Source organism: Microbacterium sp. K2 (assembly GCF_051365005.1).
GTDB lineage: Bacteria > Actinomycetota > Actinomycetes > Actinomycetales > Microbacteriaceae > Microbacterium > Microbacterium foliorum_B.
Map to the genome: position 1 here is coordinate 224,881 of NZ_JBLWII010000006.1, position 17,495 is coordinate 242,375.

Consider the following 17,495-nt stretch of genomic DNA (forward strand, 5'->3'; position numbering starts at 1 on the left):
TAGGCTGTTCTGGTGACCACAGCCCTTTACCGCCGCTACCGCCCCGAGTCGTTCGGCGAGATGATCGGGCAGTCCCAGGTGACCGAACCGCTGATGACCGCCCTCCGCGGCGACCGCGTCGGCCACGCATATCTGTTCTCCGGGCCCCGTGGGTGCGGAAAGACGACGTCTGCGCGCATCCTCGCACGCTGCCTCAACTGCGCCGAGGGCCCGACCGATGTGCCCTGCGGCACGTGCCCGAGCTGCGTCGAGCTGTCGCGCGCCGGCGGCGGATCACTCGACGTCGTCGAGATCGATGCGGCCAGCCACAACGGCGTCGACGACGCCCGCGACCTGCGCGAGCGGGCGACATTCGCTCCCAGCCGCGACCGCTACAAGATCTTCATCCTCGACGAGGCGCACATGGTGACGCCGCAGGGATTCAACGCCCTCCTCAAGCTCGTCGAAGAGCCGCCGGAGCACGTGAAGTTCATCTTCGCGACGACCGAGCCCGAGAAGGTGCTCGGCACGATCCGCTCGCGCACGCACCACTACCCGTTCCGTCTGGTGCCGCCGGCCGCGATGCTCGAGTACGTCGAGAAGCTGTGCGGCGAAGAGGGCGTGGTCGCCGAGCGCGGTGTGCTGCCCCTGGTGGTCCGGGCAGGAGGAGGCTCTCCGCGAGACACCCTGTCGCTGCTCGACCAGCTGATCGCCGGGTCCGATTCGCCCGCGGGCTCCGAGACCGTGACCGTCGCCTACGAGCGCGCTGTCGCTCTCCTCGGCTACACCCACGCGGCTCTGCTCGACGAGATCGTCGATGCGCTCGCCGCTGCCGACGCGGCCGCGGCGTTCCCCGCCATCGATCGCGTGGTGCAGACCGGCCAGGACCCCCGTCGTTTCGTCGACGACCTGCTCGAACGCCTGCGTGACCTCATCGTGATCGCGGCCGTCGGGGCAGGGGCATCCTCCGTGCTCCGCGGCATCGCCGACGACGAGCTCGCTCGCATGCGCACCCAGGCGGATTCGTTCGGTTCGGCGCGGCTGTCGCGCACGGCCGACATCGTCAGCGCCGCTCTCGACGACATGTCGGGCGCGACGTCACCCCGACTGCACCTCGAGCTGATGGTCGCTCGTGTGCTCGCCTCGGGAGGGGCAGCGGTCGCGGCCGTCCCGTCCGCGCAGAGCGCTTCGGCAGCGCCGGCACGCGCGACGAATGCTGGTGCGTCTCAGCCCGCTGCTGCTGCTGCTGCCGCTGCTCAGCCCGGTGCGGTTGCTGCCCCTGAGGCTGCAGCCCCCGCTGCCGCGACCGATCCCGTCGAGGCCGAGTCGGCTGGCGCCCGGCCGACTGCTGCCGTGGCCGAGGCCCCTGTGGCCGAGAACGCGGATGCCGAGCCCGTGGCGTCGCGCGCTGCGACGACGAGCACACCCGCCGCCGAATCGGTGGCCGACACCGCGGTGCCCTCAGGCCCGGTCGCGTTCGAGCAGATCACCGCCGCCTGGCCGGCCGTGCTCAAGAGGCTCGAGAGCGTCAGCCGCACGTCATGGTTGCTGGCCACCGCCGTGCAGCCGCTCGCGTTCGTCACCGAGACAGAGGTGCTGACCCTCGGCTTCGCCAGCCAGCACGACGTGGCGAAGTTCAAGGGCACGACGCCGGGTTCCGGCCCGTCCGATCATCTGCGCGGAGCCATCGAGCAGGAACTCGGTGTGCGGGTCAAGTACCTGCCCGCACCGATGCCGGCGGGTGGTGCTCCTCGCCAGCCCTCCTCGCCCGCAGCGGCGCGCCCGGCAGACGACGCGCCCGCATCGGAGCCTGCGTCAGCGAGCTCACCCAGCGCTCAGGCACCGCGATCTCAGACACCTCGTCCTCAGACGCCGGACGCTGAGACGCCCGCCGCTCGGACATCACCGCCTCAGAACAACCGTGCGTCCTCAGCCCCGGTGACCGAATGGGCGGTCGCGTCGATTCCGGCATCCGAAGTGGCGGTGCCGGTCCCGGCGCCCGCCCCGGTGCCGGCCGCGGCGACGACCCCGCCGGCGGCCCCGTCAGCAGCCTCTGCGGCCGCGCCGGTGCCGGAGCGCTCGACTCCGAGCGATGATCTGCCCGGCGAGGGAGACGAACCGCCGCATCCCCTCGACGACGAGCCGCCCTATTTCGACGACGAACCGCCGCACGACCCCTCCTACGAGCCTGCGCCGACGTCGCAGGCCGCACCGACGGCCGCCCGCGCGCAGTCGGCGTCTCCCTCCGCATCCGCGCGGTCGACGCCTGTGCAGGCAGCCCCGGTGCGCAAGGTGGCTTCGGCCGCAGCAGCCCCGGTGATCACTGAGCGCACCCCCGCCGGGGGAGTCCAGCGCTACGGCGAGGCCGTGATCCGCCAGGTGCTCGGCGCGACGTTCGTTCGCGAAGAGCCCTACGAGCCCCCGACGAGGTTCTCCTGATGTACGACGGAATCGTTCAGGAGCTGATCGACGAGTTCGGTCGGCTCCCCGGAATCGGCCCCAAGTCCGCGCAGCGCATCGCATTCCACATCCTGCAGACGCCGACGTTCGACGTCGCGCGGCTCGCCGAGCTGCTCGTCGAGGTGCGGGTGCGGGTGCGCTTCTGCGAGATCTGCGGCAACGTGTCGGAGCAGGACCGCTGCGCGATCTGCCGCGACCCCAGACGCAATCCTGCCCTCATCTGCGTGGTCGAAGACGCGAAGGACGTCGCCGCGATCGAACGCACCCGCGAGTTCCGTGGTCTCTACCACGTGCTCGGCGGGGCGATCAGCCCGATCGCAGGCATCGGACCCGACGACCTCCGCATCGCGCAGCTGATGACTCGGCTCGCCGATGCCACGGTGCAGGAGGTCATCCTCGCGACGAACCCCAACCTCGAGGGTGAGGCGACGGCCAGCTATCTCAGTCGTCTGCTCACCACCATGCAGATCACCGTGTCTCGCCTCGCCTCCGGACTTCCGGTCGGCGGTGACCTCGAATACGCCGACGAGGTCACCCTTGGGCGCGCGTTCGAGGGCCGTCGCGTGCTGTGAACACGCAGGGCGGCTTCACGCGACGCGGCTGGCTGCTGTTCGGCGCCATGGCGCTGCTGTGGGGCGTGCCCTATCTGTTCATCAGCATCGCGGTCGAGTCGTTCTCGCCGCCCGCCATCGTCGCAGGGCGCACCCTCATCGCGGCACTGCTGCTCCTGCCGTTCGCGCTTCGAGGCGGTGCGCTGAGAGCTGCGTGGAAGCACTGGCCCTGGGTGCTCGCCTTCGGGCTCGTCGAGATGGCCGGCCCGTTCCTGCTTCTCGGTCACGCCGAGATGACCCTGCCCTCGGGCATGACCGGTCTGCTCGTCGCGACGGTGCCGCTGTTCGCCGCCCTGATCGCCCTGAGCGGCGGGGACCGGGGCGTCCTGCGCCCGACGCGCGGAATCGGCCTTCTCGTGGGATTCATCGGCGTCGCGATCGTGGTCGCCGGCCCCGGACTCTTCGGCGGAGAGGTCAGTCTGCTCGCGGCCGGCGAGGTGCTGCTGGTGGCCGTCCTCTATGCGATCGCGCCCTTCATCGTGGCGCGCAAGCTCAACGACGTCCCCTCGCTCGGCACCATCACGCTGTCACTGCTCATGATCGGTGTGATCTATCTGCCCATCGGTCTGCTCACGCAGCACGAGGTGCCGACGCTTCCCTCGATCTTCGCGCTCCTGGCGTTGGCCGTCATCTGCACCGCCGTCGCCTTCCTGGCGTTCTTCGCGCTCATCCGCGAGGTCGGCCCTGTTCGTGCCCCGCTGTTCACCTACGTCAATCCGGTCGTGGCGATCATCCTCGGGGCGATCGTGCTCGCCGAGCCCCTGACACCGGGGCTGCTCATCGGATTCCCGCTCATCATCGTGGGCTGCTGGTTCGCCGCCACCGGCGGACGCCTCCGCCCGCAGGCCCCCGCCACCCCCGACCTGGCTGTCGCGCCCCTGCCGCCGGCTCCCTGGGCTCGCCCGACAGCGTCACATGCGAAGAAGCGCATATGCGCCGATCGTAGAATGAGGGTGGGCGGATCCGCCCGACATCCCAGGGAGTGAACGTGGCCCTCATCGTGCAGAAGTACGGCGGCTCCTCAGTCGCCGACGCAGAGAGCATCAAGCGCGTCGCCAAGCGCATCGTCGATACACGCCGTGCGGGGCATGACGTGGTCGTCGCCGTGAGCGCGATGGGCGACACGACCGACGAGCTGCTCGACCTCGCGAACGAGGTGGCTCCGATCCCCGCTCCGCGCGAGCTCGACATGCTCCTCTCGAGCGGAGAGCGCATCTCGATGGCGCTCCTCGCCATGGCCATCCACTCGATGGGGTTCGAGGCGCGTTCGTTCACCGGCAGCCAGGCCGGAATGATCACCGACTCGCAGCACGGCGCGGCGCGCATCGTCGACGTCACGCCCATCCGGCTGCGGGAGGCCCTCGACGAGGGGGCGATCGTCATCGTCGCCGGGTTCCAGGGGTTCAACCGCGACACGCGTGACATCACCACGCTCGGTCGTGGCGGCTCCGACACGACGGCCGTCGCCCTGGCCGCGGCCCTCGATGCGGATGTCTGCGAGATCTACAGCGACGTCGACGGCATCTTCACGGCTGACCCTCGCGTCATCCCGAAGGCGCAGAAGCTCGACCACATCGGCAGCGAGGAGATGCTCGAGCTCGCCGCCAACGGCGCCAAGGTTCTCTACATCCGCGCCGTCGAGTACGCACGCCGTCACGGCGTCCTGATCCACGCCCGTTCGACGTTCTCGTCGTCCGAGGGCACATACGTTCTGGGCGAGGGCATGAAGAACCCTCGCGAAGCCGAGGGAGCAGAAGCCATGGAAGAACCGATCGTCGCCGGTGTCGCCACCGATTTCGGCCAGGCCAAGATCACCGTCGCGGGCGTTCCCGACGTTCCGGGCAAGGCCGCGGAGATCTTCAAGATCGTCGCCAAGTCCGGCGCGAACGTCGACATGATCGTGCAGAACGTGTCTGCGACCGGTCGCACCGACATCTCGTTCACGGTTCCCAAGGCCGACTCCGCGGGCGCGCTGAAGGCGCTGGCCGGTGAGCAGACCGAGGTCGGCTTCCAGAACCTCGTGCACGACGACCAGATCGGCAAGCTGTCGGTCGTGGGTGCCGGCATGCGCACGCACTCCGGCGTCTCTGCCGTGCTGTTCGAGGCGCTCTCGGCCGGCGGCATCAACATCGAGATGATCTCGACCTCCGAGATCCGCATCTCGGTCGTGCTGCGCGACACCGACCTCGCCGAGGCCGCCCGTACCGTGCACACCGCCTATGGCCTCGACGGCGACGCCGAGGCGACCGTCCACGCCGGCACCGGGCGCTGACCTCAACACGATAGACTCACCGAAACCCTGACATCGGCGCCAGGCGCGGCATCCGCACCCCGACGTCGCGCCCGAAGCCTCGCATGCAGTACTGCACGACGCCAAGGAACATCATGACCCGCATCTCCGACTCAGGACTCTCCGTCGCCATCGTCGGCGCCACCGGCCAGGTGGGCACCGTGATGCGAGAGATCCTCATCGAGCGATCCTTCCCGATCCGCGAGCTGCGCCTGTTCTCGTCGTCGCGCTCCGCGGGCACGGCCATCGAGTTCGGCGGAGCGACGGTCATCGTCGAAGACGTCGAGACCGCGGATGCCCGGGGCATCGACATCGCCCTCTTCTCGGCCGGTGCGACCGCCAGCCGCGCCTACGCTCCTCGTTTCGCCGAGGCCGGAGCCGTCGTCGTCGACAACTCCAGCGCCTGGCGCAATGACCCCGAGGTTCCGCTCGTGGTCAGCGAGGTCAACCCGCATGCGATCGATGACCGCCCTCGCGGCATCATCGCCAACCCGAACTGCACCACGATGGCCGCCATGCCGGCGCTGAAGGCACTGGATGCCGAAGCGGGCCTCGAACGGCTCATCGTCTCGACATACCAGGCCGTGTCCGGTTCCGGCCTCGCCGGTGCGCAGGAGCTTCTCGGCCAGGTCGAGGGCGTGCTCGCCCAGGGCGACACGCTGCGTCTCGTGCACGACGGGTCGTCGATCGACTTCCCCGAGCCCGAGAAGTACGTCGCGCCGATCGCGTTCGACGTCATCCCGTTCGCGGGCAACCTCGTCGACGACGGCCAGAACGAGACCGATGAGGAGAAGAAGCTCCGCAACGAGAGCCGCAAGATCCTCGAGCTGCCCGACCTCCGCGTCGCGGGCACCTGCGTGCGTGTGCCGGTCTTCACGGGTCACTCGCTCTCGATCAACGTCGAGTTCACCAGAGACATCACTCCCGAGCGCGCGACCGAGGTGCTCTCCGCGGCTCCCGGCGTCGTTCTCGACGAGGTGCCCACCCCGCTGCAGGCGGCGGGCAAGGATCCGAGCTTCGTCGGTCGCATCCGCGCCGATCAGTCCGCACCCGAGAACAAGGGCCTCGTGCTGTTCATCAGCAACGACAACCTGCGCAAGGGTGCGGCGCTGAATGCTGTGCAGATCGCCGAGATCCTCGCCGAGCGCCTGGTGGCCATAGCCTGACCGCATCCCCGTCATGCGGAACCGGTCTGGTCAGGCCGGCCCGCGTGGTCGGCAGCGCCGTGACCTCGAACTAGACTGTTCCGGTGACCGAAACCGTCGATGTCGTCTTGATCGGTGGTGGCATCATGAGCGCCACCCTGGGTACCCTGCTGCACGAATTGCAGCCGGATTGGAAGATCGTCGCCTTCGAGCGACTCTCCGATGTGGCGCAGGAATCCTCGAATCCCTGGAACAATGCGGGCACCGGCCACGCGGCGCTCTGCGAGTTGAACTACATGCCGCAGCAGAAGGGTGCTCCACTCGACCCCGCCAAGGCCGTCTCGATCAACGAGCAGTTCCAGCAGAGTCGTCAGTTCTGGTCGTCGCTGGTCGAGAGGGGAGTGCTCGACGCTCCGTCGACCTTCATCAACGCGACCCCGCACATGACGTTCGTCCGTGGTGAGAAGGACGTCAAGTACCTCAAGGACCGCTACGAGGTTCTCAAGAAGCAGCCCCTGTTCGACGGCATCGAGTACAGCGAGGACTCGCGCGTCATCAACAAGTGGGCGCCGCTGCTGATGCAGCAGCGCCGCAAGGGTGAGCCGTTCGCGGCCACCCGCGTGCCCGCGGGCACCGACGTCGACTTCGGTGCGCTCACGCACCAGCTCTTCGACCACCTCACCGATTCGGGCGTCACGCTGCGCACCAACCACGAGGTCAAGAGCCTGAAGAAGCAGAAAGACGGCACCTGGCTCATCAACTACCGCACGACGATCGGGCGCACGCCCAATCAGATCAAGGCGCGCTTCGTGTTCGTCGGCGCCGGCGGCTGGGCGCTCAAGCTGCTGCAGCGCTCGGGGATCCCCGAGATCAAGGGCTACGGCGTCTTCCCGATCGGTGGTCAGTTCCTCAAGACCTCGAACCCGAAGATCGTCGCCCAGCACCAGGCCAAGGTCTACTCGCAGGCTTCCGTCGGAGCGCCGCCCATGTCGGTGCCGCACCTCGACACCCGTGTGGTCGACGGCGAGGCCTCGCTCATGTTCGGCCCGTTCGCGACGTTCAGCCCCAAGTTCCTCAAGAACGGCTCGATGCTCGACATCGTGTCGCAGGTGCGCACGCACAACCTGTGGCCGATGCTGCGCGTCGCCTTCGCGAATCCCGACCTCATCACGTACCTGGTCGGCGAGCTGATGAAGAACCACGCCAAGAAGGTCGACAGCCTCCGCACATTCATGCCGACGGCGAAGGACGAGGACTGGACGCTCATCGACGCCGGTCAGCGTGCACAGGTGATGAAGAAGGATGCCAAGAAGGGCGGCATCCTGCAGTTCGGCACCGAGGTGGTCGCTGCAGCCGACGGCTCGATCGCCGGTCTGCTCGGTGCCTCGCCCGGTGCGTCCACTGCCGTGCCGATCATGCTCGATCTGCTCAAGAAGTGCTTCCCCGACGAGTACCCCGGGTGGGAGTCCGAGCTGCGTGAGCTCATCCCCACGTTCGGCGAGCAGCTGAACAAGAACCCCGAGCTGGCGGCGAAGTCCACCGCGGCGACGGCGGCCGCTCTCGGCATCAACGAGTAGCGCGCCGGTGGCGAAGCTCTACTTCCGCTACGGGGCGATGAACTCGGGCAAGTCCACCTCGCTGCTCCAGGCCGCGTACAACTACGAGGAACGCGGCCAGCATGTGCTGCTCGCGAAGCCCGCGATCGACACCAAGGGCGCTTCCGAGATCGCAAGCCGTCTCGGAGTGACGCGAGAGGTCGACTTCCTCATCGATTCCGATGCCGACGCTCGGGCGCTGTTCGCGGCGCAGCGAGAGGCGGTGCGCAGCGCGGCCGCAGGGGAGCACCTCGCGGGCGGAGCGCTCGACGTCGCGTGTCTCCTGATCGACGAGGCGCAGTTCCTCACCTCCGAGCAGGTCGACGACCTCTTCCGCATCGCGATCGAGGACGGCATCCCGGTCATCGCCTACGGGATCCGCAACGACTTCCTGACGCACGCATTCCCGGGGTCGGCACGGCTTCTCGCCATCGCGCACTCTCTCGAAGAGCTCAAAACCATCTGCCGCTGCGGTCGCAAGGCCGTCTTCAACGGCCGCGTGGTCGGCGGTCGCTTCGTCTTCGACGGCGATCAGGTCGCCATCGACGAGGGCGCCGACGGGTCGGTGGCGCCGGAGATCACCACGTACGAGTCGCTGTGCGGTGCGTGCTACCTCGAGGAGTCCGGCGGGCGCCTGGGCTGAGAGCCCTCTGCACATCCTCCCTCCGCCTTCGGGCGCTGTCTCGGCATGCGCGGATTGCGTGGTCTGACCACACGCGCTACTGTGGTCAGACCACATGAGCACGACCGTGACGGACGCAGCCAACGTGAACGATGAGGAGAGCGGATGCCGGAGCAACCTGCACGCGCCTGGCGTCTCGTCCTCGAGCACGTCGAGCGAGACCTTCTCGACGGACGTCTCGGACCCGGCGACCGCCTCGCCTCTGAACGCGACCTAGCGGCCGACCTCGGCGTCGGACGATCGAGTGTCCGCGAGGCTCTGCGCGTACTCGAAGTGATGGGCTTGATTCGCACTGCGACGGGCTCAGGGCCCCAGTCGGGGGCGATCGTGATCGCCACGCCGACCGGCGGCATGTCGACGCTCCTGCGGCTCCAGGTCGCCGCACAGGGCTTCCCGCTCGCGGATGTGGTGCAGACCCGTCTGGTGCTCGAAGACGCCGTCGTCGAGGCGCTGGCCGGCCAGCACGAACCCGATCTCTCTGTCACCCATCGAGTGCTCGAGGCGATGGAAGCCGACGGGCTCACGTCCGAAGAGTTCCTCGCCCTCGACGCGCAGCTGCACCTCGCACTCGCCGAGTCCAGTGGCAACACCGTCGTCGCGGCGATCATGGCAGGGCTGCGCACGGCGATCGAGTCGTACGTGCAGGCGGGCGCGGCCGCGATCGATGACTGGGACGCCATGGCCTCGGTGCTCCGCTCCGAACATCGGGCCATCATCGAGGCCATCGGCGCGGGCGACGCCCAGACCGCGAAGTCTCTCGTGCGCGCGCACATCACCGGCTACTACACCGCGGCGGGCCTCACCCGCAGCACTCGACCCACCGACTGAGAGGACACGACATGGTCCAGCGCCAGGTTCCCAACCCCGCAGAGCTTCTCGACCTGATGAAGTTCAAGAAGCCCGAGTTCAACGGCAAGAAGCGCCGCCTCGACGCTGCGCTCACGATCGACGACCTGCGCACGATCGCGAAGCGTCGTACCCCGAAGGCGGCATTCGACTACACCGACGGCGCGGCCGAGGGCGAGCTGTCGCTCACGCGTGCTCGCCAGGCGTTCCGGGATGTCGAGTTCCATCCCGGCATCCTGCGCCCGGCTCCCTCGGTCGACACCTCGGTCGACATCCTCGGCGGCCCGTCGGCGCTGCCGTTCGGCATCGCCCCGACCGGTTTCACCCGTCTCATGCAGACCGAGGGCGAGGTCGCCGGCGCCGGCGCCGCAGCCGCGGCCGGCATCCCGTTCACTCTCTCCACTCTCGGTACGACGTCGATCGAGGGCGTGAAGGCCGCGAACCCGCACGGCCGCAACTGGTTCCAGCTCTACGTCATGCGCGATCGTGAGATCTCGTACGAGCTCACCCGTCGCGCGGCCGCCGCGGGCTTCGACACGCTGCAGTTCACGGTCGACACACCGGTCGCGGGCGCGCGACTGCGTGACAAGCGCAATGGATTCAGCATCCCTCCGCAGCTGACTCTCGGCACGGTCATCAACGCGATCCCTCGTCCGTGGTGGTGGTACGACTTCCTGACGACGCCCAAGCTCGAGTTCGCGTCGCTGAGCACCACCGGCGGCACCGTCGGCGAGCTGCTCGATGCTGCCATGGACCCGACGATCAGCTATGACGACCTCGCCGTGATCCGCGACATCTGGCCGGGCAAGATCGTGATCAAGGGTGTGCAGAACGTCGAGGACTCGGTGCGGCTGCGAGACGCCGGCGTCGACGGCATCGTGCTCTCCAACCACGGCGGGCGTCAACTCGACCGCGCGCCGATCCCGTTCCATCTGCTGCCCGAGGTGCGCAAGGCGGTCGGTGACGACTTCACGGTCATGATCGACACAGGCATCATGAACGGCGCCGACATCGTCGCCGCCGTGGCGCTCGGCGCCGACTTCACGCTCATCGGCCGTGCGTACCTCTACGGGTTGATGGCGGGCGGTCGTGCAGGTGTCGACCGCACCATCGAGATCCTGCGCACCGAGATCGAGCGCACCATGCGTCTGCTCGGTGTCTCCTCGCTGGCCGAGCTCGAGCCCGCGCACGTCACGCAGCTCACCCGCCTCGTGCCGGTGACGCGCACGGCCTCCGACGCGGTCGTGCGCTGACGCAGCCTGTGGTCAGGCCGCGGGCTCGGCGATCGGCCGCGCCCGCGGCGGCCAGGGGATGAGCATCGACGTCCTGCGGCGATACTCCGCGTAGGCCGGGTACTTGCCGGCGGTGATGGACTCGGTGAAGATCGTCGAGCCGACGAACAGGACGCTGAGCAGGAACGGGCCGATGATCGTCCAGTTGACCGTCCCACCGAAGAACCCCGCGCCCGATGCCACAGCGGCGCTGGCCCCGATCGCGTAGAGGACCCACCATTGGCTCTGCTCGAAGAAGAAGTTGGGGTGGCGGCTGCATCGGAACAGCCCTTCGGTGACGAAGCCCGGTGCCAGAGTGCCACCGGCCTGCTTCTTCCGTCGGTGGAACTCCCACTGCTCGCGGTCGGCGACGGTCTCGCCGACCAGCAGCAGGAGGAAGAGCGCACCCAGGAGAAGATCCGCGGCGTTCAGCGGGGCGGGGTTCTGCCGAGCGACCTCGGCCGGAAGCGTGATCAGCACGAGCAGCGTCATCTGGTACCCGACGATGAACAGCAGGTTGAAGATCTGGAACTGCCAGGGCTTCATGCGCCCACGCAGAATCGCCCACCGATAGTCCTCCATGCCGGTGTATCCGCCCTTGCGGGCGAAGTTGAAGGTCAGGCGGATGCCCCAGGCGGTCACGAGCGCCGCCATCAGGGTCAGTCGGCCGGCATCCTCACCGCTCGCGATGCCGGTTCCTGCGAATATCCACACGTAGACGACCGGAAGGATCGACCATGCCCGGTCGACCCAGGAGGTGTCTCGGGTGAGGAGAGACAGGATCCAGCACGCCGCGCTCGCGGCTGCTGCGGTCAGGATGACGATCAGCAGCGGTTCCATATCGACATGCTAGAACTCTGCGGCCGATAGTGGGGGAGGCGGGTCTCGACCGTCAGAGGGTCGGGAGAAGCTCGTCGAGCTTCTCGGCGGTGTCCTCCCAGCCCTCGACGGCCACGGACGGCACACCGATCGCGAGGACGGGGTAGTCGTTGCCGCCCTCGTCGAGTCGGTCGCCGTAGAAGAGCATCGACGCGAGCGGGATGCTCGTGTGCTCGGCGAGCTGCCTCATGCCGAAGGCCTTGTCGATGCCCGCGAGGGTGATGTCGATCGAGGTCGAGCCGCCTGACCGCACCTCGAGGTCGGGAAGTCGCGCCGCCACGGCGTCGCGCAGAGACTCCCGCTTCGCACCGGACGGGTCCCACTCGTGCTTCGCATCACGGGGAGCCTTCTGACCGAGTGCCGAGAAGGTGATCTGAGATCCGCGGTCCTCGAGGATCTCGCCCCACGGCTGCGCCTCCCAGAGCCCCAGGCGCTCCGCCTCTTCACGCAGTGCGGTGAGGGCTGCGGACTTCTGCTCGGCGGTGAGGTCGTGCGCGTAGAGCGGCGAGAAGTCCGTGCCGTCGTGTCGCAGGTACCGGGTGCCGCAGGTCGGGAGCAGATGCAGTCGTGCGGCGGACTCGACATCGATGGCCCCGAGCCGAGCGATCACCTGCGCGCGGAACTGGGTCTCGTTGCCGCCCGAGATGATCGCGACATCGACCTTCTGCAGCAGGGCGAGCAGCAGCGTGGCCATGCGCGGGTCGATCGGCTCTTTCGACGGGGCGAGGGTGTCGTCGAGATCGAAGGCGACGAGTGCGGGCGAAGTCATGATGCCTCCAGCGTAGACGGGTGATGCGGAGAGAAGTGCGGTGCGAAGAGCAGCGTGCCGGCGATCGCGATGGCGACCCCGATCAGGGCTCCGCCGGAGTTCGCGACCACGTCGGTGAGGGTGGCCGCGCGATGGGGCAGTACGAGTCGCTGGAAGGCTTCGATCGAAAGCGACAGCGCAGGTCCGAGCACGATCGCCAGGGGCCAGAGGGGGCGCGGCACGAGGATGAATGCGAGGACGCCGATGGGCACGAACACCAGCACGTTGGCGATGATCTCGAGGCGGGTGAAGTCGAGAGACTCCCACCCCAGACGGTGCGCGGACGACAGCACGAGATCGAGCAGATTCGGCATCGACTCCTCGACGCGCGCGGGAGTGAGTGTGAGCAGCGCCAGACCGAGGAAGAACGGGACTCCGAGAGCGAGCGCGATACCGCGGGTGAGCCGGCGCGGGGGAGGCAGCAGACGACTCACACGGTGCCTTTCGCCTCGGGACGGATACAGAGAAGGCCGCCCGTGAGGACGGCCTTCCGGTGTTACTGGTCGGGGTGACAGGATTTGAACCTGCGACCTCTTCGTCCCGAACGAAGCGCGCTACCAAGCTGCGCCACACCCCGTTTTGCAACCCTCCGAGTCTACAGCGAAATGCTCCCAGCGCCGAATCGAGGCGTCAAGCGCGCGCCGTCAGCGTGAGGAGCGTCGCCTCGGGGCGGCATGCGAAGCGCACCGGTGCGTAGATCGAGTGCCCACAGCCGGCGCTGACGTTGAGCGGAACCGTGCGGTCTCCCTGCGTCCACGTGCTGAGGCCCTTCGCCTGCTTCAGCGGAATGTCGCAGTTGGCGACGAGAGCGCCGAAGCCCGGCAGGCAGACCTGGCCGCCGTGCGTGTGGCCTCCGAAGATCGCATCGGCACCGAGATCGACGAAGCCGTTCAGCACGCGCTGATACGGCGCGTGGGTGACTCCGAGCACGGTCGTGTCGGCATCTCGCTTGCCGAGGGCGTCGATCGCCTCCGGCAGATCTTCGAGTCGATCCCAGTCGCAGTGCGCGTCGCTCACACCGAAGAGCTCGAGCGGGTTGCCGGCGACCGTGAGTCGCCCAGCCGCGTTGTTCAGACTCGTCCATCCGAGCTCGTCGGTGAAGTAGGAATCCATCGCGTCGGTGTCGAGGAAGTTCAGGTCGCGCGGTCGCTCCGACGGGCCCGCGAAGTACCGGATCGGATTTCGCGGCGACGGGCCGATCACGTCGTTCGAGCCGTGCACGAAGACGCCGGGGACGCCTGCGAGAGGATCGAACGCTCGTCGAATGCCCGCGAGACCGTCTCGATGCCCCAGGTTGTCGCCCGTGTTGATGATGAGATCGGGCTTCAGCTGCGCGAGCGAGGCGAGCCAGTCCTGTTTGCGATGCTGCCACGGAGCCATGTGCGCGTCAGAGATGTGCAGCACGCGTAGCGGCGCTGAGCCGGGGGCGAGAGCGGATGCCGTCGACTCGCGCACCGTGAACAGGTAGCGCTCGATGCCGATGCCCCAGACGGCGGCCGCAGCACCAGCGGCCCCCACCGCGCCGAGCGCGATGAGGGCCGGGTGTGCCGCATGGCGCGACGTCACTTGCAGCTGACCTTGATGGATGTGCTCTTGGTGGTCGCCGTGTTCGCTGCCGGGTCGGTCGACGTCACTTCTGCACTCTGTCCGTTGCATGATCCGTCGAAGTCGATCGACGAGAACCCTGCGCCGAACAGAGCGCTCTGCGCTTCGGACTTCGACTGCCCGGTGACGTCCGGCACGGTCGCGCCCTGGCCGTTGCTCGGCGAGATCGTGATGGTCGCCCCGCTCGGAGCCTGTCCGGACGGGTCCTGAGCCATGATCACATCACCTGCGGGTCCGTCGACGGCCGGGCCGACGTTTGCGGTGAAGCCTGCTGCCTCGATGATCGAGCTCGCTTCTCCGACAGACTTGCCCACGACGTTCGGAACGTCCGTCAGCACCTGGCGGACCAGCTTGTCATCGGGCCGGGGGAAGTCGCCGGCGGGGTAGACGGCGTTCGCGGCTCCCTGGATCGCTCGGGCCAGACCGTAACGGATGTCGCCCAGTCGGGTGCCGTCGCCGTTGCGGAAGTCATTCAGCGGCACGCGGCCGTCGATGTTGCCCACCCATACAGCAGTCGTGACTCTGGTGCTCGATTCGACGAGCATCGTGTGCTCCTTCTCGGCGGTACCGGTCTTGCCGATCAGCTGGGTGCCGTCGAACGGGTTCGCCCTCGTGCCCGTGCCGTTGCCTTCCATCACGCCGCGCAGTGCGAATGCGGCGGTGGCCGCGACCTCGGGAGTGAGCTGAGGGGAGCAGTTCTGCGCGGGAGGCGTGATCTCCGCTCCGTTCTCACCGACGACCCTGTCGATCACGCGCGGCTCGCAGTACACGCCACCGTTCGCGACCGCCGCGTAGGCACCGGCCATCTGCAGCGGGGCGACGCTCTTCGAGCCGAGGACCGTCGGGAACGGATCGTTCGGGGCAGTGTTGGAGGTGGTTCCGCCGACAGTGATGTCATCGCCGTTGCCATAGTGGACGCCGAGTCTCTTGGCGACCTCGTTGATGTCGCAGAGGTCGAGCTGCTGCGCCATCGCGAGGAAGCCGGTGTTCAGCGACTGCGCGGTGAACTGCCGCACACTGCCCACCGAACCGCCGGAGTTGCCGAAGTTGTTGATCTTGGCGCTGTTCGTCACCCGGTCCCCGCACTTCGTGAAGGGACTGAAGGTCTTGAGGCGACCGTCGAGCACCTGGTTGACCGAGTGGCCCGACTCGAGCCAGCTCAGAAGCGTGAAGAGCTTGTAGGTCGATCCGGTCTCGAACCCGTAGGTAGAGCCGCCGTGGGCCTTGTCGGCGGCGAAGACCTGCGAGGTCTCGCCGGCGGCGAGGTTCGCCTCGGTCGTCTCGTTGAAGACGGTGTTCTGGGCCATGGCGAGGATGCGCCCGGTGGACGCCTCGACCGACACTCCGGCGCCACCGACGAGGATTCCGGGCATCGCCTGCGGAACCTGAGACCTCACGGCGTCGATCGCGGTCTGCTGCACACGCAGGTCGAGCGAGGTGTAGATCTCCATGCCACCGCGGCGCAGGTTCGCGCGACGCTCCTCCGCGGTGGCGCCGAAGGCCTCGTCGTTCTCGATGACGGCCTTGACGTACTGGCAGAAGTAGGCGTTGTCGCCTGCGGCTCCGCAACCCTGCTGAGGCTCGCTCAGCACCGGGGTGATCGGCGTGGCCACGGCCTCGTCATGTGCGGCCTGCGTGATCTTGCCGTCGAGCAGCATCCGCTCGAGCACGTAGTCTCTGCGGTCCTTCGTGTCCTTGTAGCCGTCGGCGTCGCCGTTGTGCGCGACTCCGGCGTCATCGGTCCAGATCCCGCCAGGGCGGTCGATGCGGAACCTGTTGGGCTCCTGGACCATGCCGGCGATCGTGGCCGCCTGAGCGAGGCTGAGGTTCGCCGCGGTGGTCGAGAAGTAGCGGTTCGCTGCGGCCTCGATGCCGTAGATGGTGCCGCCGAAGTTGGCGATGTTGAGGTAGCCGAGGAGGATCTCGTTCTTCGAGTACTCCTTCTCGATCTTCAACGCGTAGCGCATCTCCTGCAGCTTGCGCTCGACACCTTCGCCGCCCTTGGCGACTGCAGCATCGAGGAAGCACTGCTCGATCTGAGTGGAGTAGTCCTCGGCCGCAGGATCGACGTCCTGCTCGCACTCCTGCACCTGGACGTTCTTCACGTACTGCTGGGTGATCGTGGAGGCACCTCGGTCGGTGGTGCCCGCGACGTTCCCTACCGCGGCCTTGATGGTCGCGCCGAGGTTGATTCCGCCGTGAGTGTAGAAGTTCTTGTCCTCGCTCGAGAGCATCGCGTCGTACATCACCGGTGCGACCTGGTCGTAGGTGACCGGGATGCGCTTCTGCTCGTAGAACGATGCGAGCGCGACGGGGTTGCCGTCGAGACCGGTCGCGTAGATCGTCGACTGCTGCATCGGTGCGCCGACCTGGAGGTTCTCCGGGAGGTCTTCGAAGATGGTGAGGGCCTGCGACCCGGCGATACCGGTCATCGCCAGCACAGGGGTGACGCTGGCCGCGACGAGGAGACCGGCGACGGCGCTCAGCCCGACGAGTCCGAGGACTCCGCCGAGCGCACCTTTCACCGTGCGATTCTTTTGAGGCATACGCTAGATCGTAGGGGAGTTCCCTGAATACCGCCTTTGACGCAGCCGCTTGCGCGGTTGCCGCCAGACAGGAGAGCCATGACCACCTGGGAGTACCTCACCACCCCGCTGCTGATCCACAACACCGCTGCGATCCTCAACAACTGGGGCAAGCAGGGATGGGAGCTCGTGCAGGTCATCCAGGGGCCCGAGGGCGGGCTCGTGGCCTACTTCAAGCGTCCGGTGTCGGCGGATGCCGCCGGCAACGCCGGTCTCGCCGCCGCCGCTGAGGCGTCCCGCCAGTTCGAAGGGGGTGCGGCATGAGCGTCTCCCAGCGCCTGACCGAGCTCGGCATCGAGCTTCCGGCTGTGGCGGCGCCCGTCGCCGCCTACGTCCCGGCCGTCATCCACGACGGACTCGTGTACACCTCCGGTCAGCTGCCGTTCACCGCTGGTGAGCTGCCCGCGACGGGCAAGGTCGGCGCCGAGGTCAGCGCCGAAGACGCGAACGACTACGCCCGCACCTGCGCGCTGAACGCCCTCGCGGCAGCGGCGGATGCTGCCGGGGGAGTGGACAGGATCGGCGGCGTGCTGCGAGTCGGCGGCTTCGTGGCATCCACGCCCGATTTCACCGGCCAGCCCGGCGTCATCAACGGGGCGAGCCTCGTGCTGGGCGAGATCTTCGGCGATGCCGGTCGTCATGCGCGTGCGGCCGTCGGCGTGCCGGTGCTGCCGCTCGACAGCCCGGTCGAGGTGGAGGTCACCTTCATCCTCGCCTGACCGTCGTGTGCAGAAGGCCC

At 67.9% G+C, this 17,495-nt stretch carries 16 protein-coding genes and 1 tRNA gene; 11 read left to right on the forward strand and 6 right to left on the reverse strand.

The window, feature by feature from the left end; genetic code table 11:
• Positions 1-12: 12 nt before the first annotated feature.
• The 9 genes from ACLKOY_RS16145 to ACLKOY_RS16185 all read left to right on the forward strand — a co-directional run bounded on the left by ACLKOY_RS16145 (position 13) and on the right by ACLKOY_RS16185 (position 10,861).
• A complete protein-coding gene (locus tag ACLKOY_RS16145; RefSeq protein WP_436454540.1) occupies positions 13-2,418 on the forward strand; it encodes a DNA polymerase III subunit gamma and tau in 2,406 nt (801 codons plus the stop codon).
• Positions 2,418-3,011 (forward strand): recombination mediator RecR, encoded by a 594-nt coding sequence (gene recR, locus ACLKOY_RS16150; RefSeq protein ID WP_140037790.1) that lies wholly within the window; start codon positions 2,418-2,420, stop codon positions 3,009-3,011. The genes ACLKOY_RS16145 and recR overlap by 1 nt, the downstream gene beginning before the upstream one ends.
• Positions 3,008-4,036 carry a DMT family transporter gene (locus ACLKOY_RS16155; RefSeq protein WP_436454541.1) on the forward strand — a complete coding sequence of 343 codons (1,029 nt, stop codon included), beginning with the start codon at positions 3,008-3,010 and terminating at the stop codon, positions 4,034-4,036. The genes recR and ACLKOY_RS16155 overlap by 4 nt, the downstream gene beginning before the upstream one ends.
• A gap of 2 nt (positions 4,037-4,038) precedes the next feature.
• The gene (locus ACLKOY_RS16160; protein ID WP_436454542.1) at positions 4,039-5,322 is read left to right on the forward strand and encodes an aspartate kinase; all 1,284 of its coding nucleotides are present in this window, start codon (positions 4,039-4,041) and stop codon (positions 5,320-5,322) included.
• Positions 5,323-5,435: 113 nt separating this feature from the next.
• Positions 5,436-6,506: an aspartate-semialdehyde dehydrogenase gene (locus tag ACLKOY_RS16165; protein ID WP_436454543.1), complete on the forward strand. Its 1,071-nt coding sequence runs from the start codon at positions 5,436-5,438 to the stop codon at positions 6,504-6,506.
• 83 nt (positions 6,507-6,589) lie between these two features.
• On the forward strand, positions 6,590-8,062 hold the full coding sequence (locus ACLKOY_RS16170) for a malate:quinone oxidoreductase (protein ID WP_436454544.1): 1,473 nt from the start codon (positions 6,590-6,592) through the stop codon (positions 8,060-8,062).
• A gap of 7 nt (positions 8,063-8,069) precedes the next feature.
• Positions 8,070-8,723, forward strand: a complete 654-nt coding sequence (locus ACLKOY_RS16175) for a thymidine kinase (RefSeq protein ID WP_363574909.1) — start codon at positions 8,070-8,072, stop codon at positions 8,721-8,723.
• Between the two features lie 144 nt (positions 8,724-8,867).
• The gene (locus ACLKOY_RS16180; protein WP_436454545.1) at positions 8,868-9,590 is read left to right on the forward strand and encodes a FadR/GntR family transcriptional regulator; all 723 of its coding nucleotides are present in this window, start codon (positions 8,868-8,870) and stop codon (positions 9,588-9,590) included.
• An 11-nt stretch (positions 9,591-9,601) separates the two neighbouring features.
• Positions 9,602-10,861 (forward strand): alpha-hydroxy acid oxidase, encoded by a 1,260-nt coding sequence (locus tag ACLKOY_RS16185; RefSeq protein WP_436454546.1) that lies wholly within the window; start codon positions 9,602-9,604, stop codon positions 10,859-10,861.
• A 12-nt stretch (positions 10,862-10,873) separates the two neighbouring features.
• Here the strand turns inward: ACLKOY_RS16185 and ACLKOY_RS16190 are convergent, their stop codons facing one another.
• The 6 genes from ACLKOY_RS16190 to ACLKOY_RS16215 all read right to left on the reverse strand — a co-directional run bounded on the left by ACLKOY_RS16190 (position 10,874) and on the right by ACLKOY_RS16215 (position 16,717).
• Complete coding sequence (locus ACLKOY_RS16190) at positions 10,874-11,719, reverse strand: DUF1295 domain-containing protein (RefSeq protein WP_436454547.1); 846 nt, start codon at positions 11,717-11,719, stop codon at positions 10,874-10,876.
• A 52-nt stretch (positions 11,720-11,771) separates the two neighbouring features.
• Positions 11,772-12,527, reverse strand: coding sequence for an HAD-IIB family hydrolase (locus ACLKOY_RS16195; protein WP_436454548.1), 756 nt, complete (start codon positions 12,525-12,527; stop codon positions 11,772-11,774).
• The gene (locus ACLKOY_RS16200) at positions 12,524-13,000 is read right to left on the reverse strand and encodes a VanZ family protein (protein ID WP_436454549.1); all 477 of its coding nucleotides are present in this window, start codon (positions 12,998-13,000) and stop codon (positions 12,524-12,526) included. Before ACLKOY_RS16200 ends, ACLKOY_RS16195 begins: the two co-directional genes overlap by 4 nt.
• A 66-nt stretch (positions 13,001-13,066) precedes the next feature.
• Positions 13,067-13,143 (reverse strand) — tRNA-Pro (locus ACLKOY_RS16205).
• A 53-nt stretch (positions 13,144-13,196) separates the two neighbouring features.
• A complete protein-coding gene (locus ACLKOY_RS16210) occupies positions 13,197-14,132 on the reverse strand; it encodes a metallophosphoesterase (RefSeq protein WP_436454550.1) in 936 nt (311 codons plus the stop codon).
• Positions 14,129-16,717 (reverse strand): transglycosylase domain-containing protein, encoded by a 2,589-nt coding sequence (locus ACLKOY_RS16215; protein ID WP_436454551.1) that lies wholly within the window; start codon positions 16,715-16,717, stop codon positions 14,129-14,131. Before ACLKOY_RS16215 ends, ACLKOY_RS16210 begins: the two co-directional genes overlap by 4 nt.
• A gap of 78 nt (positions 16,718-16,795) precedes the next feature.
• Here ACLKOY_RS16215 and ACLKOY_RS16220 point away from each other — a divergent pair, with 78 nt between their 5' ends.
• Positions 16,796-17,020 carry a hypothetical protein gene (locus ACLKOY_RS16220; RefSeq protein WP_042539664.1) on the forward strand — a complete coding sequence of 75 codons (225 nt, stop codon included), beginning with the start codon at positions 16,796-16,798 and terminating at the stop codon, positions 17,018-17,020.
• Positions 17,017-17,475, forward strand: coding sequence for a RidA family protein (locus tag ACLKOY_RS16225; RefSeq protein WP_436454552.1), 459 nt, complete (start codon positions 17,017-17,019; stop codon positions 17,473-17,475). The genes ACLKOY_RS16220 and ACLKOY_RS16225 overlap by 4 nt, the downstream gene beginning before the upstream one ends.
• Positions 17,476-17,495: the final 20 nt, after the last annotated feature.

Coding starts and splice junctions, on each gene's coding strand:
- ACLKOY_RS16185 (WP_436454546.1), top strand. CDS start 9,602: ATGGTCCAGCGCCAGGTTCCCAACCCCGCAGAGCTTCTCGACCTGATG.
- ACLKOY_RS16225 (WP_436454552.1), top strand. CDS start 17,017: ATGAGCGTCTCCCAGCGCCTGACCGAGCTCGGCATCGAGCTTCCGGCT.
- ACLKOY_RS16165 (WP_436454543.1), top strand. CDS start 5,436: ATGACCCGCATCTCCGACTCAGGACTCTCCGTCGCCATCGTCGGCGCC.
- ACLKOY_RS16190 (WP_436454547.1), bottom strand. CDS start 11,719: ATGGAACCGCTGCTGATCGTCATCCTGACCGCAGCAGCCGCGAGCGCG.
- recR (WP_140037790.1), top strand. CDS start 2,418: ATGTACGACGGAATCGTTCAGGAGCTGATCGACGAGTTCGGTCGGCTC.
- ACLKOY_RS16195 (WP_436454548.1), bottom strand. CDS start 12,527: ATGACTTCGCCCGCACTCGTCGCCTTCGATCTCGACGACACCCTCGCC.
- ACLKOY_RS16180 (WP_436454545.1), top strand. CDS start 8,868: ATGCCGGAGCAACCTGCACGCGCCTGGCGTCTCGTCCTCGAGCACGTC.
- ACLKOY_RS16215 (WP_436454551.1), bottom strand. CDS start 16,717: ATGCCTCAAAAGAATCGCACGGTGAAAGGTGCGCTCGGCGGAGTCCTC.
- ACLKOY_RS16220 (WP_042539664.1), top strand. CDS start 16,796: ATGACCACCTGGGAGTACCTCACCACCCCGCTGCTGATCCACAACACC.